At 42.3% G+C, this 17,243-nt stretch carries 16 protein-coding genes; 15 read left to right on the plus strand and 1 reads right to left on the minus strand.

Annotated features, from left to right (window positions below; genetic code table 11):
• The first annotated feature begins 1 nt into the window (after position 1).
• The 11 genes from ACAW68_01175 to ACAW68_01225 all read left to right on the plus strand — a co-directional run bounded on the left by ACAW68_01175 (position 2) and on the right by ACAW68_01225 (position 9,949).
• Positions 2-658, plus strand: a complete 657-nt coding sequence (locus ACAW68_01175) for an amino acid ABC transporter permease (protein ID XGA16214.1) — start codon at positions 2-4, stop codon at positions 656-658.
• 279 nt (positions 659-937) lie between these two features.
• Positions 938-1,891 (plus strand): Dyp-type peroxidase, encoded by a 954-nt coding sequence (locus ACAW68_01180; GenBank protein ID XGA16215.1) that lies wholly within the window; start codon positions 938-940, stop codon positions 1,889-1,891.
• A complete protein-coding gene (locus ACAW68_01185; protein XGA16216.1) occupies positions 1,888-3,246 on the plus strand; it encodes an MFS transporter in 1,359 nt (452 codons plus the stop codon). The genes ACAW68_01180 and ACAW68_01185 overlap by 4 nt, the downstream gene beginning before the upstream one ends.
• Before the next feature lie 139 nt (positions 3,247-3,385).
• Positions 3,386-3,541: a hypothetical protein gene (locus ACAW68_01190; GenBank protein ID XGA16217.1), complete on the plus strand. Its 156-nt coding sequence runs from the start codon at positions 3,386-3,388 to the stop codon at positions 3,539-3,541.
• 336 nt (positions 3,542-3,877) lie between these two features.
• Positions 3,878-4,879, plus strand: coding sequence for a ribose utilization transcriptional repressor RbsR (gene rbsR, locus ACAW68_01195; GenBank protein ID XGA16218.1), 1,002 nt, complete (start codon positions 3,878-3,880; stop codon positions 4,877-4,879).
• A 207-nt stretch (positions 4,880-5,086) separates the two neighbouring features.
• Positions 5,087-6,022, plus strand: coding sequence for a ribokinase (gene rbsK / locus ACAW68_01200; GenBank protein ID XGA16219.1), 936 nt, complete (start codon positions 5,087-5,089; stop codon positions 6,020-6,022).
• A 13-nt stretch (positions 6,023-6,035) separates the two neighbouring features.
• Positions 6,036-6,734: a ribose-5-phosphate isomerase RpiA gene (gene rpiA, locus ACAW68_01205; GenBank protein XGA16220.1), complete on the plus strand. Its 699-nt coding sequence runs from the start codon at positions 6,036-6,038 to the stop codon at positions 6,732-6,734.
• Between the two features lie 200 nt (positions 6,735-6,934).
• Positions 6,935-7,642, plus strand: coding sequence for a helix-turn-helix domain-containing protein (locus tag ACAW68_01210; GenBank protein XGA16221.1), 708 nt, complete (start codon positions 6,935-6,937; stop codon positions 7,640-7,642).
• On the plus strand, positions 7,626-7,820 hold the full coding sequence (locus tag ACAW68_01215) for a hypothetical protein (protein ID XGA16222.1): 195 nt from the start codon (positions 7,626-7,628) through the stop codon (positions 7,818-7,820). Before ACAW68_01210 ends, ACAW68_01215 begins: the two co-directional genes overlap by 17 nt.
• Before the next feature lie 5 nt (positions 7,821-7,825).
• Positions 7,826-9,331 (plus strand): helix-turn-helix domain-containing protein, encoded by a 1,506-nt coding sequence (locus tag ACAW68_01220; GenBank protein ID XGA16223.1) that lies wholly within the window; start codon positions 7,826-7,828, stop codon positions 9,329-9,331.
• 150 nt (positions 9,332-9,481) lie between these two features.
• Positions 9,482-9,949 carry a hypothetical protein gene (locus ACAW68_01225; protein ID XGA16224.1) on the plus strand — a complete coding sequence of 156 codons (468 nt, stop codon included), beginning with the start codon at positions 9,482-9,484 and terminating at the stop codon, positions 9,947-9,949.
• 1,294 nt (positions 9,950-11,243) lie between these two features.
• On the opposite strand, the gene ACAW68_01230 is transcribed toward ACAW68_01225, so the two are convergent.
• Entirely contained in the window at positions 11,244-12,146 is a 903-nt protein-coding gene (locus ACAW68_01230; protein XGA16225.1) for a DMT family transporter, read from the minus strand.
• A gap of 243 nt (positions 12,147-12,389) precedes the next feature.
• On the opposite strand from ACAW68_01230, the gene ACAW68_01235 reads away from it, so the two are divergent.
• From ACAW68_01235 to ACAW68_01250, 4 genes are all read left to right on the plus strand, one after another.
• Complete coding sequence (locus ACAW68_01235; GenBank protein XGA16226.1) at positions 12,390-13,616, plus strand: NupC/NupG family nucleoside CNT transporter; 1,227 nt, start codon at positions 12,390-12,392, stop codon at positions 13,614-13,616.
• A 13-nt stretch (positions 13,617-13,629) separates the two neighbouring features.
• Positions 13,630-14,547 carry a ribonucleoside hydrolase RihC gene (rihC, locus tag ACAW68_01240; protein ID XGA16227.1) on the plus strand — a complete coding sequence of 306 codons (918 nt, stop codon included), beginning with the start codon at positions 13,630-13,632 and terminating at the stop codon, positions 14,545-14,547.
• Positions 14,548-14,588: 41 nt separating this feature from the next.
• Positions 14,589-15,533 (plus strand): nucleoside hydrolase, encoded by a 945-nt coding sequence (locus ACAW68_01245; protein ID XGA16228.1) that lies wholly within the window; start codon positions 14,589-14,591, stop codon positions 15,531-15,533.
• Positions 15,534-15,695: 162 nt separating this feature from the next.
• Positions 15,696-17,207: a hypothetical protein gene (locus tag ACAW68_01250; GenBank protein ID XGA16229.1), complete on the plus strand. Its 1,512-nt coding sequence runs from the start codon at positions 15,696-15,698 to the stop codon at positions 17,205-17,207.
• Positions 17,208-17,243 lie beyond the last annotated feature (36 nt).

Raw genomic sequence — 17,243 nt, forward strand, 5'->3', positions numbered from 1 at the left:
CATGAGTGAATTTTTGTCAGCTTTCTCATGGATCAACATCCGCTTCTTGCTGATGGGACTATGGGTAACAATTGAGGTAGCGGTTGTATCTGTTATTTTGAGTTTTATCATCGGTTCAGTCCTAGGTGTTATCCGTTACGTGAAGATTCCTTATCTATCAAAGATTGTTGGTTTTATTATTGATTTGATTCGTAATTTGCCACTTTTGTTGATTATCTTCTTTACGTACTTTGCTTTGCCAAAGATTGGTATTCGCTTGGGTGTTATGACGTCTACGATTTTTGCTTTGACGATTTTCGAGTCAGCAATGTTGGCCGAAGTTATTCGTTCAGGTATCGTAGCCGTACCAAAGGGGCAACTTGAAGGAGCACTTTCAAACGGATTGAGCTTCAAGCAAGCCTTGTGGTACATCATTTTGCCACAAGCCTACAAGAAGATGATCCCACCGATTGTGTCACAATTCGTGTCATTGATTAAGGACACGTCATTGGCAACGATTATCATGTTGCCTGAAGTGACATATCGTGCACAAATTATTTATGCACAAGAACCAAATGCGATTGTCGCAATGTTCTTTGCACTAGCTGTTTTGTACTTCGCTTTGAACTACGTCATCTCAAAGATTGGTCGTATTCTAGATCGTCGTATGGCAGCTTAATCTTAAAAGCACTACCTTGTTGAAAGGTAGTGCTTTTTTGTATGCAAGTGGTGACCGAAATAATCATCACCAGGCTTGCAACCATTCCCTTATAAAGGAGTTTTGTGTTAACTACTTGTAAGTGTGCCAATAATAGTATGTGTGGCGGATGCCTCGGTTAAATAATTGTCATAAGCTTTCAACTCATGGTTGGCCGATTATTTTATGACACTTATTTAGCAACTTGCTAATTTGATAGAACTGAGACACCGCCCAATTATACTTTTGGGAGGGCTTATCATGGCTGAAATGGATTATACAAAGGCACAAGACGTTTGGAAGGACGTTGGTCAAAGCGTTGAATTTGTGGTGTTGGGATTGGACCGCACAAAGCCGTTGGCGGAACTACAAGATGCCATCACGGAATTTGCTGATCGTTCACAAGCGATTAACCGTTCAATGAATGTACGTGCAGCAGACGGAAATTTGAAGGTTGCTATCGGTTTTAGTTATACTGCTTGGCAAACCTTGTTCCCAAACAAGCCAGTTCCAGCTGAACTAGAAGAGTTCAAGGGACTTAAGGGGGCTGAGTATAGCATGCCTGGGACAGAGGGAGATATTTTCATCCACGTGCGTGCGAATGATATGTCAATTGTGTATGAGGTTGTGCGTCAATATATGACCGTTTTGCATGATGTCACGACGGTTATTGATGAAACCAAGGGCTTCCGCAATTTTGAAGGGCGCGCCATTATCGGCTTTATTGATGGGACTGAGGTACCAAGTGCGGCTGACTCCGCTGAAGTTGCGGTTATTGGTGACGAGGACCCTGAATTTGTGAACGGGTCATACGCGTTTGCACAAAAGTGGTTGCACGATATGGACTTCTGGGGACAATTAAAGACTGAAGTACAAGAGAAGGCAATTGGCCGGCACAAGTATGACGATCTTGAATTGGAAGACGACGAAAAGTTCCATAACGCACACAATGTGAGTGCCAAGGTCGAAATTGATGGTGAGGAACGTCAAATCGTTCGCATGAATGTGCCGTTCTCAGAGCCCGCCTTGAACAAGACAGGGACGTACTTTATCGGCTATTCACGTTACTGGTCAGTTACCAAGGCGATGTTGACGCAAATGGTTGAGATGTCTGATTATTTGCTGACGTTCTCACAACTCATGTCAGGACAATTATTCTTTGTGCCATCACGTGAGTTATTGGGTGACATTGCGGATGGTGAGTGGACAGAATGAGCGAGACAAAACAATTAGGTAAGCGTGAACGAACGTTGTTTGTTTGGATGCTGTTGCTGACAAGTTTTTCTTTCTCAATTAGCCAATCAGCTATGACCACGATTTATCCAGTGATGGCTAGTCATTTTAGCGTGCCAATCTCAATGGTACAGTGGCTGACCACTGGGTTTATGTTGGTTATGACGGTGACGATGCCACTGAGTCCTTGGCTGTTGAATCGGGTACCATTCAAGTGGTTCTTAGCTGGTATTCAAGCGATGTTTTTGCTAGGAACATTTATTGCCATTAACGCAACTGGCTTTGGTTGGGTGATTCTTGGTCGTGTGCTTGAAGGTGCTGCTGTTGGATTTTTGTTCCCGAGTTATCAAAGCGTCATTATGTTGATTACGCCAGAAGAGAGTCGCGGTGCCAGCATGGGAATGGTTGGTTTAGTGATGGGGGCTGCCCTAGCAACTGGACCAATTGTGTCCGGTATTATCAGCCAATGGTTCAATTGGCAAGGCGTCTTTGTATTTTTTGAACTTGTTATTGGTTTGCTATTTTTGGTCAATCTATTTGTCGGACAAAACGTCATTGTGAAGAAAGATGTGCATTTGGATGTACCATCATTAATCGGGCTATTCGGGTTTGCGATGGTACTCTTTGGCATTCAGTCATTGGGACACACCACGCAGCCAATCAGTATGATTGCAATGATGATGGTTGGCCTCGTCTTGAGCGTGTATTTTGTACACCGCCAAGGTAATCTGTCACAACCGATGCTCGACTTCAAGGTCTTCAAGCAAGCTGGTTTTACGCTAGGATTGCTGTTGACTGGTACGTCATATATCGCTTTGATTGTTATGACAGTATTGATGCCGTTGTATTATCAGAATGTCCTACACACTAGTAAATTGGTGTCTGGTTTGTTGATGGTACCGCCGGCTGCATTGATGGCCGTGATGAATCGTCGTTCAGGCAAGCTACTTGATCAAAAGGGGCTAAAGGTTGTTATGCGAATTGGGGCTACCAGTATTTTTATTGGTTATGCAGGATTGGCACTAACGTTTGGCTTGCATAACGCTGTATTGGCAGTTATTTTCGCTGCGTTTGGGGAAGTCGGCAATGCCTTTATGATGTTACCGGCCACGACGTATGCGAATAATCAATTACCTGATTATTTGATTACCCATGGTTCGGCAATGATTAGCACGGCCCGCCAATTCGCCGGAGTTATCGGGGTCTTGGTAGCGACGACCATTGTTTCAGTTGTGGGCAACGGATTGCACGACGCATACATTGTCCTTGCCCTTGGTATGGCGGTGATGATTGTGACCGTTTGGCGCATTACAGCTAACTACCAAGGAACAAAATAGACCCAAGCATCGCACAACTAAATCGCCATTTTAAAGGAATTCTGCCATGTCGTGTTGCCGTTAGGTGCACACTTAATGACAGCCATTAAAAATGCATCCAACATAATCGATGAGATTATCGGAAAAGAGGTGAGAGGTTGTGTCACTTGTAGGTACTAAGGCTTGGGCAAAGCAACAATTACGTGAGAACGGTATTCGTCTTATCGCCCGTGATAAGGGGATGATCCGCTTGCAAAACAGCAAGACGCGTTCACTTTACCGTGAGCTTGAATTGCGCGGTTTGCTAACCAAGTAATCTTGAATGTCCTTTAGGAAGGATAGATTACCCGACTGACGAATCGGTAAGGTAAGATAGCATTCGTAGAGATGTCAAAAGCATAATATGACAACATTAGCTAGCGGGATGGTTACGAGATAGGTTAGCTAATGTTGACGCTACAACTCCTTATGACTTGTATAAGTCAGTATGTGAACAACTCGAAAAAGCTGAGCAGATGGAATCCCCCATTTGTTCAGCTTTTTTGATGCACCTTTTTCAATTTAGTAAATGCATTTACTAGTTGAAATAGGTATAATGTTTGTAAAGATATGTATTAGAGAGTACATGGGTAATATCGCAAGGGGGATAGACATGGCAAAAAAAGCATCAATTAAAGACGTAGCAGCGTTGGCAGGTGTTTCACCAACGACGGTGTCACAAGTTATTAATAAGAAAAACGATCACTTTCCTGAGGAAACAATCGAACGTGTCATGGATGCAGTTCGTCAATTGGGCTACGTGCCAAATCAGAGTGCCAAGAGCCTTCGTGGTGGCGGTAACCCATTGATTGGGGTGATGGTGCCAAGTTTGCGTAATCCATTCTTTTCAGACTTAATGCAAAGTATGCAAAACCATGCCCATAATCTCGCGGACTTGGTCTTCATTTCAGTTGATGACGATGAAATTGAACAAGGCTTGCTGAAGATGTTGGAACGTGGGGTAAACGGGTTGGTGATTGCGCGAATGCTACCGAATGCCTTGGAAGTGGATCGTTATTTGCAGAAGCAAGGCATTCCGTACGTTGTGCTAGATCAAATTAACGATAGTAACATTTCAGACCACGTTAAGACAGATGAATTTACTGGTGGCCAAGTGGTTGCGCGCCACTTAGTTGAACTTGGTCACAAAAAGATTGCTTTATTGCACCCGGATGTAATGACAACGAATATGTTGGAACGTATCTCAGGGTTCACAGCAATTATTGATGAACAAGATGATGTTGAAATTATTGAAATTGCGACGAAACTGTCAAAGCATGGTGGGTTAGCGATTGCGAATAAAGTCGCCGCATCAGGGGCCACGGCTGCCTTTACTTTGAATGATGAAATGGGAATTGGTTTGTTGCGCGGTCTAAAGAATGGTGGCGTGCGCGTACCAGAAGATATTAGTGTTATCGGTTATGACAACACCGACTATGCTGAGTTTACGGTGCCATCACTAACTACGGTGACGCAGGCGGTTTGGCGTATGGGCCAATTAGCATTGGACATGGTGCTAGCACGTCTTAAAGATCCAGCATTGCCAATGCAAGAAGAAATTTTGGATGTTCGTCTAATTCAACGTGAATCAACGGCACCAGCACCAACTAAATAACAATTAAGCAAAAGTCCTAGGAGTCCACGCTTCTAGGGCTTTTTTGCGCACCAAAACGATTTGTTTGTGATTCATTTACCAAATTCCGAGTTGAAAAGGTTTACATTCCACAAAAAGGGTATATATTATTCTTTGTAAAACGATTTACAAAAACGATTTACAAGATGAAGTTTTTTAAAATGACGTATAAGGGAAAAGGTGAAAGAAATGAACAAGGTTGTCGTAATTGGTAGTTTGAACTTGGATATCATCCAGAACATTAAGCGTTTGCCTCTCCAAGGAGAGACCTTGCGAATTGACGAACGCAGCATGAACCTTGGTGGAAAGGGTGCCAACCAAGCCGTTGCCGCCGCCCGTCAAGGTGCTGAAGTTAGCTTTATCGGTGCAATTGGAAAGGATGAAGCTGGTCAACAATTCAAGGCCCTACTAGAAGATGAAGGTATTAACGTTTCTGGTTTACGTGAGAAGGATACAGCAACTGGTTCAGCTACGATTTTGCTTGAAGAAGACGGTCACAACACGATTCTTGTGTACGGTGGTGCTAACGCTGAATTGTCAGCTGATGATGTGGTGATGTCTGAATCATTGATTGCAGATGCCGATTATGTGGTTGCACAGTTTGAGGTGCCACAAGAAGCCGTTGCTAAGGGATTCTACCTTGCTAAGAAGTATGGTGTTAAGACAGTCTTGAATCCAGCACCAGTTATGAATGCCAAGGACATTGATCCAGCCATCCTAGCATGCACGGATATCATCGTTCCTAATGAGACTGAAGCAGCCGCGCTATTGGAACGCGAGCCGTCAACAAAGTATGAGGACCTATTGGCAGTTAGTGATGCGATTTCTGAATTGTCAGTACAGGGAACTATCATCACGCTTGGTGAAGATGGCGTTTACTACAACCTTGATGGTAAGGACCCACACACTCGTCCAATCTTTAAGGTAAAGGCAGTTGATACGACTGCCGCTGGTGACACGTTTATCGGGGCGGTTGTTTCACAATTAAAGTTGGATGCGACGAATGTTGCCGATGCAGTTGAATATGCATGTAAGGCATCTTCACTTGCGGTTTCACGTTCTGGTGCAATCCGCTCAATTCCAACTCACTCAGAAGTTGTTCGATCATTGCACAATGAAGACTAAGGAGGAGAACGACATGTTAGACAAGATTCAACAACAAAAGAAGGCTGCCGGGGAATACGCTGCAAGTTTAGTTGAAAACGGTATGGTCGTTGGACTAGGAACTGGTTCAACCGTCCGCTATTTTGTTGACCGCCTTGGTGAGCGTGTTGCCAATGAAGGTCTTGATATTGTCGGTGTGACGACTTCGAATCGTACCGCACACCAAGCACGTTGCTTAGGTATTCCATTGGCTGACGTTGATGCGGTTGACTACATTGATTTGACCGTTGATGGTGCTGATGCGGTTGATCCACAATTGAACGGTATCAAGGGTGGTGGTGCTGCGCTACTATACGAAAAGGTTGTTGCTAAGAATTCAAAGCGTAACATCTGGATTGTTGATGGTAGCAAGCAACACGATGAATTAGGTCACTTCCCATTGCCAGTTGAAGTGGTGTCATACGGTGAGCAACAACTATGCCGCTTGTTTAAGAAGCATAATTTGAACCCAATTTTGCGTTTGGATGAAGATGGTCGTCCGCTAACGACTGATAATGGGAATAACATTATTGATTTGCACTTGGAGACGATTCCCTTCCCAGAAGAACTTGCGACTTGGCTCTCAAATCAAGTTGGTGTTGTTGAGCACGGCTTGTTCTTGAATGTCTGCGACGAAGTCATTGTTGGTGGGGATGAGATTCAAGTATTGAAGCGTGATATGGCTAAGAATTAGGGTTATTTTTAAATTTTTTAAAAATAGACGATACCAGGGTCCCGACGTATTTAATTCGAAAAAATCTAAAGGTTGCGTATTACAAAATGTTAGTATGCCTTTAATGGGATATGAAAAAGATGAATCTGGTAATTGACCAAAGGGAAATGAATTTTTAGCTTTTGCTATGATTTTTTGAGATAAAGAGAGAAAAACAAAGTATGAAAACTGAGGTAGATACAACCATATCATCAGCTGTGCGTGGGCTGATCGATATGAAGCATATTCCAGTGTGCGATATCTTGAAGCATGCTGGAATCTCTAGTAGTCGATACTACACGTTTGTAAATGGGCAAGGCGATATTACTGTGCACAAGTTGCACGCGATGCTACGCACGCTTAATGTTGGACTAGATGAGCTGTGCTTGTTTATTGAACCGCAATCAACTGAAGATACAGCAGCAAGTCCGGTGATTAATGCTATTGCCGAATATCAACGGACGCGAGACGTATCAGGCTTGATTAATTTGCAAGACAAAAATGATTTCCGACCTGTTGTCTTAAGCAGTGAAGAAGCTAAACGCATTAAACCAGTACTCAACGACGTCCTAAGGCGATCAGAGTACTATACAATGGCTGAACTCAAAGCATTCTTGCTATATCTAAATTATTTTACATATGATGAGATTTTGGCCTATTATCCCAAAGCAATGACCAGTATTCGCTTCCTAACGCAAAAGTTAAAGAAGCGACACGATGCAGCACACCATGATGTGTTACACGTAATCAGCTTTTTGGTATACCAACTATTGTTAATTAGTATCCAACGTGGACAGAGTCAAGAAGTTCATGATTTATTGCATTCTTTCTTCAGCCTACCTTTCGAGGTGGATGATTGGATGACCCCTATTTTTGCGTCAGATGGTTGAGATTATTCAACTTATCATGGCCGAAAAAGTTGATTTAGCGCAAGCCAAATATGCTGCCGTCAAAGAGTCAATCAAATTATTCCAAGCAAAGGAGAACTGGGATTACTTCAATGCTTTCATGGATGACTCTTTCCAATCGTTTATGCTAACGCTATATTGGATTGAAGTCGGGGGATAATTACTATGGAGTGGTTGCTGGGAAAAAAGGAAGTAAGAAAAGTGGCATTGGTTAGCTACTTTTATGAAACTAATCAAACTAAAATGCTGATTCCGGACTTGGAACGTCATTTTAATTGGTCCACTTACATGATCAAATCGTTAATTAATGAACTTTTACATGATCAGAAACGATTTGGTATGCCAGAAAAGGGACAATTACGCTTAAGTCCACCTGAACGTGAAGTGGAGTTGATTCCCGGTAACCGAGCGTATTTGCTTAGCTTAACGGCTAACTATATTAAAGAGTCATATCTGTTCCGCACATTGGTGACGGGCATGAATAATACCCCAACAGCGCTTTCGGTGTTGGCGGAAAGTCTCAAGGTACCTAAGTTGCATTTGAAGAATGACATTCATCAATTTAACGATCGTGCGCGAGCAGCAAATGTTGAAATTAATACGTACAATCGCTTGCAAGGAGATGAGTGGGCGATTCGAATTATGTTAGTTAGCATTTTTAAAAACGTCATTCATGATGAAAGTGAGCTCGCAGAATTTTTTGAGCCCGATATTATTCATCAGGCAAACCAGGTGGCACGTTTTTATCAAATGTCAAATGTTGAGGCGTCTCACCTAACGGACTACCAACACTTGTCTTTGATGATTGAATTAGCAGTTTGGTTAGTTCGATTAAACGCGCGTTGTGCGATTTCAAGTTCTGATCAATATAAGTTACTGTTGGCGGATGATCAGTTAGATGATGTCTACCGTAATTTGTTAAGCTTGAACGAATCAGTTATTCGCCGTTTTGTCCGGTTACCACCTCATGAACTTTCATTAGAGAGCCGTTATGGTGTCATTATGTTTGTTCGAGTTGGTCTAGTGGACGGGCATTTGAGCCGTAATGCCAGCCCCGAGGTGGTTAAAATGCACACCATGCTAACGACAATCGCACAGACGGTATATCGTGAGTTTTTTGGCCAAGATATGCCACAAAACTTAACGGATCAACTCTCGCATCAGCTTGAATTACCAACGATGCGATTGCTGTTTTTGACGCACATTAATTACCAAGGGACTGATGATTACACGATTAATCATTCGCTTTTCCCTGAGTACGCGTTGTTTACGGATCGATTCCTAACTAGGGTTAACGAGTACTTAGGTATTAAGACGTTAAATATCAAGAATCGCATGTTTAAAATGTTTTATAATTTGTTCATCGGCATTTTAGATCGACAGGTTATGATTCCGCAATTACAGGTTAGCTTGAGAATTCGTGATGCATTTATGCACGAAAAAGTTGCTGCCATGCTTATGCGCCAAGCGGAATTGCGAGTTGAAGTAAGTGATGAATTGGGGCAATGTGACATGGTGATCAGTGATACTTTGCTACCTCCTACGGATGACGCACAAGTCATTGTGTGGACAACGTTGCCAACCTTTGCTGAGTTCGACTCGTTTTTGCATACGGCAGTCAATTTGACCATGGACAAATTTACAAAATCAATTTACGAACGAGCAAATTAGCTCATCAAAGCAGATCAGGAATGATCTGCTTTTTTGTATACATAAAAAACGTTATTGGGGCTATTTTGATACAAGAAACAAAGCAAAACTTGACTGTCACAGAAAGGCTTGTTTTACCATAAAAGTGAACAAGACGGAGGGGGATGTGCAATGATGAAACACGAAGACGGCGTCGAACTATACGTTGTTGGCGCACGTAAACAACGGCAAGTAGCAAAGCATGTTGAGAAGTTTTTACAGCAACATCAGCTGAAGTATCGTGTCATTCGCGTTAGGAAAGAGTTTCCAATGACGTTTGATGAATTCTGTGAGATTTTATCATGGTCTAAGAAAGCAACACGTGATAAGGAAATATTAGCCTTATCAGCCAGTGAACAGCAGCGAATGCTATTTAAGAATCCAGATAAAGTCACAGGACCAGTTAATGTGCAGTGGCATGATAATGCGGTTGTCAAAGCTAAATTTGGGTCAATAGACTTAGAGATGTTTATCTCTAAGGAAGAGCGCCATCGTGATTTATGTTGTGCTTTGGGTGAGTTACAACAATCTGATATGCAGGCGTATGAAACAATAAATCATGAGAAAGCCAGAGTTCGTGAGCAGCGTTGTGGCTGGTAATGATAATAAAAAAGGCTAGTGCAAGTTGCACTAGCCTTTTGTTGTATCGTTGAATAGGTGATAGTAGGTGTTAGTAAAAGCAAAGCATTCATCAATAACAATTAGACGATAATTTTAGTATGGTATATCCAACGGTACGATGTCATTATAGCGCGATGTCATTAGCTGATAGATGCCTTGTCCCTTAATTAGTAAATAGATATGGCGACAAATAAAAAAACTCAGCATTGAGCGAATGATGCTGAGAAAACGAAAATAGACGACAGTCTACTTATAGGAGCGTGTAATTAAGTACGCACACTTAATTACGGGTTTAACTATACTGCGTCAAATTAGCTGCATGTTGAGTTTGCCTTTAAAGTGGAACAGATGCGGGGCGTGGATGCAAAAAATGCGAAAACGGATGAATCATATGCGATATCACCTCCACAAAAATGAATTTATCTAATACGCGTTTTAGTTGAGTGCTACTATCTATCTATTCTGAATAAGAAGGAGATATAGCGGTGCTTAAATTAACGGATGACGAATACGCGAGGTATATGACTTTGATCGGCGCAAATCCCAATGTAGTAGAACATATTGCAAAAAATCAACTTAAGGACTCGGTAGAAAATAACAAGCATGAGGTGTGATTTTTCATTAATAACATAATGAATATAATTGCTAACGAAAGATACTCCAAATAAAGAAATAATGCATTAAACATGATATATCTGGTTTAGAATAACAACCGTAGATGTATGAAGAATGTGCCGGTACCTCTATTTAAATCGCGTGAATATACGGCACATTCACCACATGGTTGATTACCCTATCACTTACAATCGAAGTGTGGTAATAGATCTATGTCGCTCTTTTATAGAACTGAGCATAGTTTCGCATCATGTGTGACTTTCGGCACATGTGGTGTTGTGGATTGGCTAATCATGGCTAATTCGCACCTCTCTCTTTCTCTCTATATGCAAGTATACTTACCCACTGGTATATTTCATGAGGGTTTATTTTATTTTTGTCTGAATGGTCGACTTCGGTTGGCCATTTTTTATTTGTCGTTAACAGAGGCGCAATACAAACAACCAACAAACACGATTTCAAAATAAAAACGCATCCGCAGTATAGGGGGCGGATGCGTTTTTGGAATATGTGGGTGTGATGCCTTAATGGGTGATAAGAAAACACTTTGTAAAGAAGTACGACATCACTATATAAAATGGGCGTTGGTTATAACCAACACGATTATCATAACGTTAGCGGCTACGTTAAACGTCATAACAATCGTATTTGGGATGAATTACATCTTGGTGAGGACGACACCGCAGACGAAAAGCAAAATCCCAATAATTTTGCGAAGGGTCACGCTCTTTTTAACGACACCGAACAGGCCAAGTTGTTCAACAAGCGCTGATCCCACCATAACACCGACAAGTGATAGGCCAATTGTAAGGCCAGCGCCAAGGGTGGGCATCAAGATGGTCATAATTAGAACGTAGGCAGCACCTAACGTTGAAGCAACCCAACCAGTGATAGAAGTCAAACCAGCTGGAATTGTGTTCTTGTGCAATGACTTTGTGACAATAACGACAATCAATAAGAAAATGGTTCCCATTAGGAAGGCAATAAATGACGCACCAGAGGCGTTCTTAACAATGGCAGATAATTGGCCGTTAAACAAACCTTGGGTTGTCGAAAGGGCACCAGCAACCAAAGACCAGATGATTTGCCAGATGTTGGCCTTAGGTGCGTTGGTTGGCAAACTCTTTTCATAAGATGTGAGGAAGACGCCAACTAATAGTAGAACAACACCGATAATCGCGATGATTTTAACAGGGACTTGATGTGAACCGAAGGCCCCCGTCCAGTCATAAATAAGACCTGAGAAGATCTGCCCGAGGGTTGGGTAGATAACTGCGTTGATCGGTCCCAAAATGGGGAACAAGATAATGATACTGGTGATGAAGGCTGCACCTAATACACCACCAAGTAACCAAATGTTACCGTGGCTGAACCCGAGGTATAGGATGCCACTCACGTTAGCACGGGTAATCAGTAGCAATAAGAGAAATTCGATGGTTCCGATAATATAAACCATGAAGCCACCAGCAATTGGTGACGATAATTCCTTACCGAAATTTGAATTGAATGGATTTTGAACAGCTAGCATCAATCCAGATAAGATGCCAATAAGATAGAACATAATGTCTCCTTTTTTATTCTGGTTAGTGACAGAGCGACGTTGGAATTTTCAAAAATGATAGTCAGGACGCATATTTCATACGAAATTCTCCTTTATTTTGAAAAAACCGAGTGTAAACGCTTTCTAAATCTTGTGAAGCATGTTACATTATTACTTGTAAAACGATTTACAAAAACGTTTTACAAGAATTGTACACGAAATATCGTGATTGTAAAATAATTTATCTTTATTGGGGGTATCGTTATGTTTTTGATTGTTAACATCATCGCTATTCCAATTCTTATCGGAATTGCGTACTTGTTCTCTATGGATAAGAAGGCCATCGACTGGCGTTCTGTTCTAACTATTGTTGGGTTGATGTTGGTATTGGCTTGGTTCTTTAATAAGTTCACGATTGGGCAAGACATCATCAAGGGTGCCGCAAGCGGCTTCGCTTGGTTGATCGCGGTTGCGAACCAAGGAATCGCATTTGCGTTGCCAGATTGGCTAACCGCTAACCACGGTGGACCAAACTTCGTTACGTCAGCATTGCTACCAATCTTGTTGGTTGTCCCAATGTTCGACATCTTGACTTACATTGGTGTTCTACCATGGATCATCAAGTGGGTCGGACGTGGCTTGTCATTCATTACACGCCAACCAAAGTTTGAGGCATTCTTCTCAGTTGAGATGATGTTCCTTGGTAACACTGAAGTTTTGGCCGTATCAAAGGCACAATTGAACCGCATGTCAGCACAACGTAATTTGACGTTGGCCATGATGTCAATGAGCTGTGTGACGGCTTCAGTCCTTGGTGCTTACACGAAGATGATTCCTGGACAATACGTTTTGATGGCCGTGCCATTGAACATCTTGGCTTCAATCGTCTTTACGGCAATCTTGAACCCAGTGCAATTGGATCCATCAGAGGATGTTATCGTTAACGAAAGTACTGAAGAAGGACACCAACGTGAGCCATTCTTCTCATTCTTGTCAAACTCAATCTTGGGCGCTGGTAAGTTGATCTTGATTATCACGGCTACGGTTATTGCCTTCGTTGGATTGGCAGCCTTGATTGACCAATTGCTAGGTTTGACTGGTTTCCACTGGTTGACGTTGGAGAAGATCATCGGTGTTGTGATGTTCCCATTTGCTTGGTTGCTAGGATTCAACCCAGCCGACGCCTTCAACTTGTCTCAATTGATGGGATTGAAGTTGGTTACGAACGAATTCGTTGTTATGGGTCAAATTTCAAAGTCAATCATGGCCGGAACTGGTTTGTTCCACAACCCACACGCGGTTGCTGTTACAGCCGTGTTCCTAACAAGCTTTGCTAACTTTGGAACGCTAGGTATGATTATCGGTGCCTTCAAGGGATTGACTGGTAAGAAGGTTAACGATTTGATTAGTTCTCAAGCTGGATACTTGATGCTTTCAGGTATTTTGGTTTCATTGCTAGCTGCTGCTACAGCTGGAATCTTTGTTTGGTAAGAGGTAAAAAATCATGCGTCAGGTTATCTTAGATATGGATCCAGGAATTGATGATGCCGCTGCGATTGCAGTTGCCGTCAATCACCCTGATTTGAATGTGTCACTTATCACCACTGTTGCTGGAAATGTGTCAGTTGATAAGACGACAAAAAATGCATTGAAGTTGCTTGAATTTTTCCATCGTGAAGACATCCCGGTTGCGGCCGGTGCATCTAAGCCATTAAAGAAGGCGTTCGCGGATGCAGCAAACATTCATGGTGAGTCGGGGATGCCGGGATATGATTTCCCAGAACCTATGATTAAGCCGATTGAGGAGGATGCGGTGACAGCGATGCACAAAGTGTTGCAAAACAGCTCACAACCAGTGACGTTGATTGCGACAGGTGCCTACACAAATGTTGCGACGCTGTTCCAAAATTATCCATTTGATTTGGTCAATATTGATGAGGTCATTTTGATGGGTGGTTCGGTTTCGGGCGGAAACGTCTCATCAGTTGCTGAATTCAATATCTTTACTGACCCAGACGCAGCTAAGATTGTCATGGAAGCGCCAGTTAAGAAAACCATGATTGGGCTGGACGTGACGTTGAAGGCGTTGATTACACCAGAAACGATGGCGGCTATCACACAGATGGGTAAGGCTGGTAATATGTTGAGTCATATTATTACGGCTTATGGTGATGTTCATGAAGGTGGTAAGCCGATGCACGATGTGAATACAATCCTGTATGCGGTTGATCCATCATGCATGACTGTTAAAGATGGCGCCGTTGACGTTGTCACTGAAGGGCCAGCAGCCGGTGCGACGGTTTGGGATTTCCAACACCGTTGGCACGCTAATGACTTCGTAAATGCGACGATCGGTGTCGATGTGGATGCCGAGCGCTTCAACGAATGGTTCTTGGCACAAGTGCAACAAATGAATGCTTAAATAAAATAGTAAAACTTGTATATATAGAGGAGAATGGAAAAATGGCTCAAAAGAAGATGATTTTGGACTTGGATGCAGGTGTTGATGACGCCTTGGCTTTGGCTTATGCATTGGCAACGCCTGATGCAGATTTGATCGGAATCACATCATCATACGGGAACAACGTACAAGACATTACGTCTGTAAACAGCTTGAAGTTGTTGGAGCTGTTGGGTGCAACGGATGTGCCAGTCTTCCGCGGTGTGGATCACTCATTGAACACGGATAGCTTTGAGGCGATGCAAGTCTCAAAGGACATCCATGGTGACAATGGTATCGGTAACGTTGTTTTGCCTGAACCAAAGCGTCCAATTGAAGATCAATCTGCTGTTGACTTCCTTATTGAAGCCGCTCACAAATATGCAGAGAACTTGGTTATCGTGCCTACTGGTCCTTTGACTAACTTGGCCTTGGCATTTAAGAAGGACCCTGAAATCGCTGAGTTGATTGGTAATATCACGATTATGGGCGGTGCGCTAACAGTACCTGGTAACGTAACCCCTTATACTGAAGCAAATATTAATCAAGATGCTGAAGCCGCCGATTATGTTTTCAAGAATGCCAAGCACTTGGTGATGGTTGGACTAGACGTCACGTTGCAAACTTTGCTTACAAAGAAAGAAACGCAACAATGGCGTGACTTGGGTACCGAAAAGGGACGTGCCTACGCTGACATCATGGATTACTACATTGATGCTTACTACAACTTGGATATCAACAAGGCAGGTGCCGCATTGCACGATCCATTGGCTGTTGGTGTGGCGGTTGACCCTAACTTGGTAACCTTGCTACCAATTAACATGCGTGTTGACCACGAAGACGGTCGTACGATTGGTGATTTGAGCCGTTTGACTGACCCAGTTAAGAACACATACGCAGCTGTTGCGGTTGATGCACCGTTCTACTTGGAACGCTTCATGAACTACATGGCAATCGCATTGCGTTAATTTAAGATGATAAAGCCGTTCGTTTGAACGGCTTTTTTATTTTGCCTAAAAATTTGTCATTCAATTTAACAAGGTCTTTTTAGGAAAGGAAACTGTTCTAAACGGTGAGGTGACGCGGTTAATCTAGTAATACAAAACAATATAGATTTGGGGGATGGACAGATGATCGAGATGATGTTTGGTAAACGAGAGTATGAAAAAATACAACTATTAAACACACTGGTTGCTAATGAAGATCGTGCTATTTTGATTGCCGACTTGATGCGTGAATTGAAATGGTCAAAGTACTTGGTGCTGAGCATTATCGAAGAAGTGGCCATTGATTTGCAAGATTTTTATAAAGACTCCCCAAATATACTGACTCTGAAATCAGATAAACGAATTGTAATGCTTGATTCAGCAAGACAAATTAATGTTGAAGCGCTCGCTGCACAATATTTTCATCGCACAGCAGGTTGGCAGATGCTCATTAAGATGTTGAACGAAACGATGCATTCGTATACATATTTTTCGGAACGGTTCAATTGCTCGGTGGGGACGGCCAGAAACACGAAAGTTTTGTTAGAGAAAAACTTAGCGGAATATAGTGTTGTGGTTTCAAATGACTATCAACTTAAATCAAGCTCGGAGTCTCGCTTACGATTAATGTTTCTTGATTTGTTTAGATCGTATTGGTGTGAGGATGATACGCCTTTTGATGCCACTACCGAAACAATGATTGATGAAGCGATGATCTGGTTATATAAAGAAGTACCGGTGGTAGGAAGTTTACAAATGTCTGCTATTCAGGAAATTAAAATCTATTTGGGCATCTTATTTGTGCGCATTCAAAAGGAGCATTTTGCATCGATTGAATGGGTGGATAAGACCTTGCTGGATAATGAACGGTTGGTGGGCAGCAGTAAAGCCATCGTGAATCGATTAATTCATCAATTGATTCATCAATTGGCAGTGAGTGATGAGATAGCGCGAGTAGAAGCACGCCACTTTTTAGTATTTCTATATGCGCTTGGTATTTTTTCAAACACCGAAGAATGTTTATGTTTAACAGATGACCTGATTCAACAACAAAACAGGTTGATAGAAATGGTCCTTGATGAAGTGCAAATGTTAGGTGATATCAAATTCTCTCAGCTACAGAACGTTCGGCTGGGCAGCTATTTAGAACCAAAATTAATCCAGCTGTCAGTTAAGTATGGCGTTGAATCCAGCGAATACGGGAAAGCGACCATTGCGGAACGTTTTCCAGACATTGATGTTATTGTTGGGAGAATTATCGCCAAATTTGGAACGTCCATCGCGATGGACGTGCAAACGATTAACAATGCGTTGTATACGACACTATTGATGGTGATTTGTTCGGTGTGCCAAAAAGAGCGACTCTATCCCAAAATTAGGGTGGAACTAGATTTACCTGGTTTGCCGGGTACACAACAAATGATCAGTAATATGATTTTGGGGATGCCGGAATTTAATGTAGACGTAACGGTGCAGCATGATTCTGATGTCGACATTGTCATCTCAAGCGCGAATCGACAGGATGTTGCACGAGAAAACCTGTTTGAATGGCGAGGGTTACCAACTGATAAACAAGTGCGTCAATTACGTGCGAGATTACGTGAATTGAGATGTAAAGACGTAATAAAGCTCATAAATGATGTGAAAACGTCATGAAAATGAGTAATATTCTCATTTTTAAAAACGTTGATA

Source organism: Weissella confusa, assembly GCA_041871065.1.
GTDB classification, from domain to species: Bacteria; Bacillota; Bacilli; order Lactobacillales; family Lactobacillaceae; genus Weissella; species Weissella confusa_A.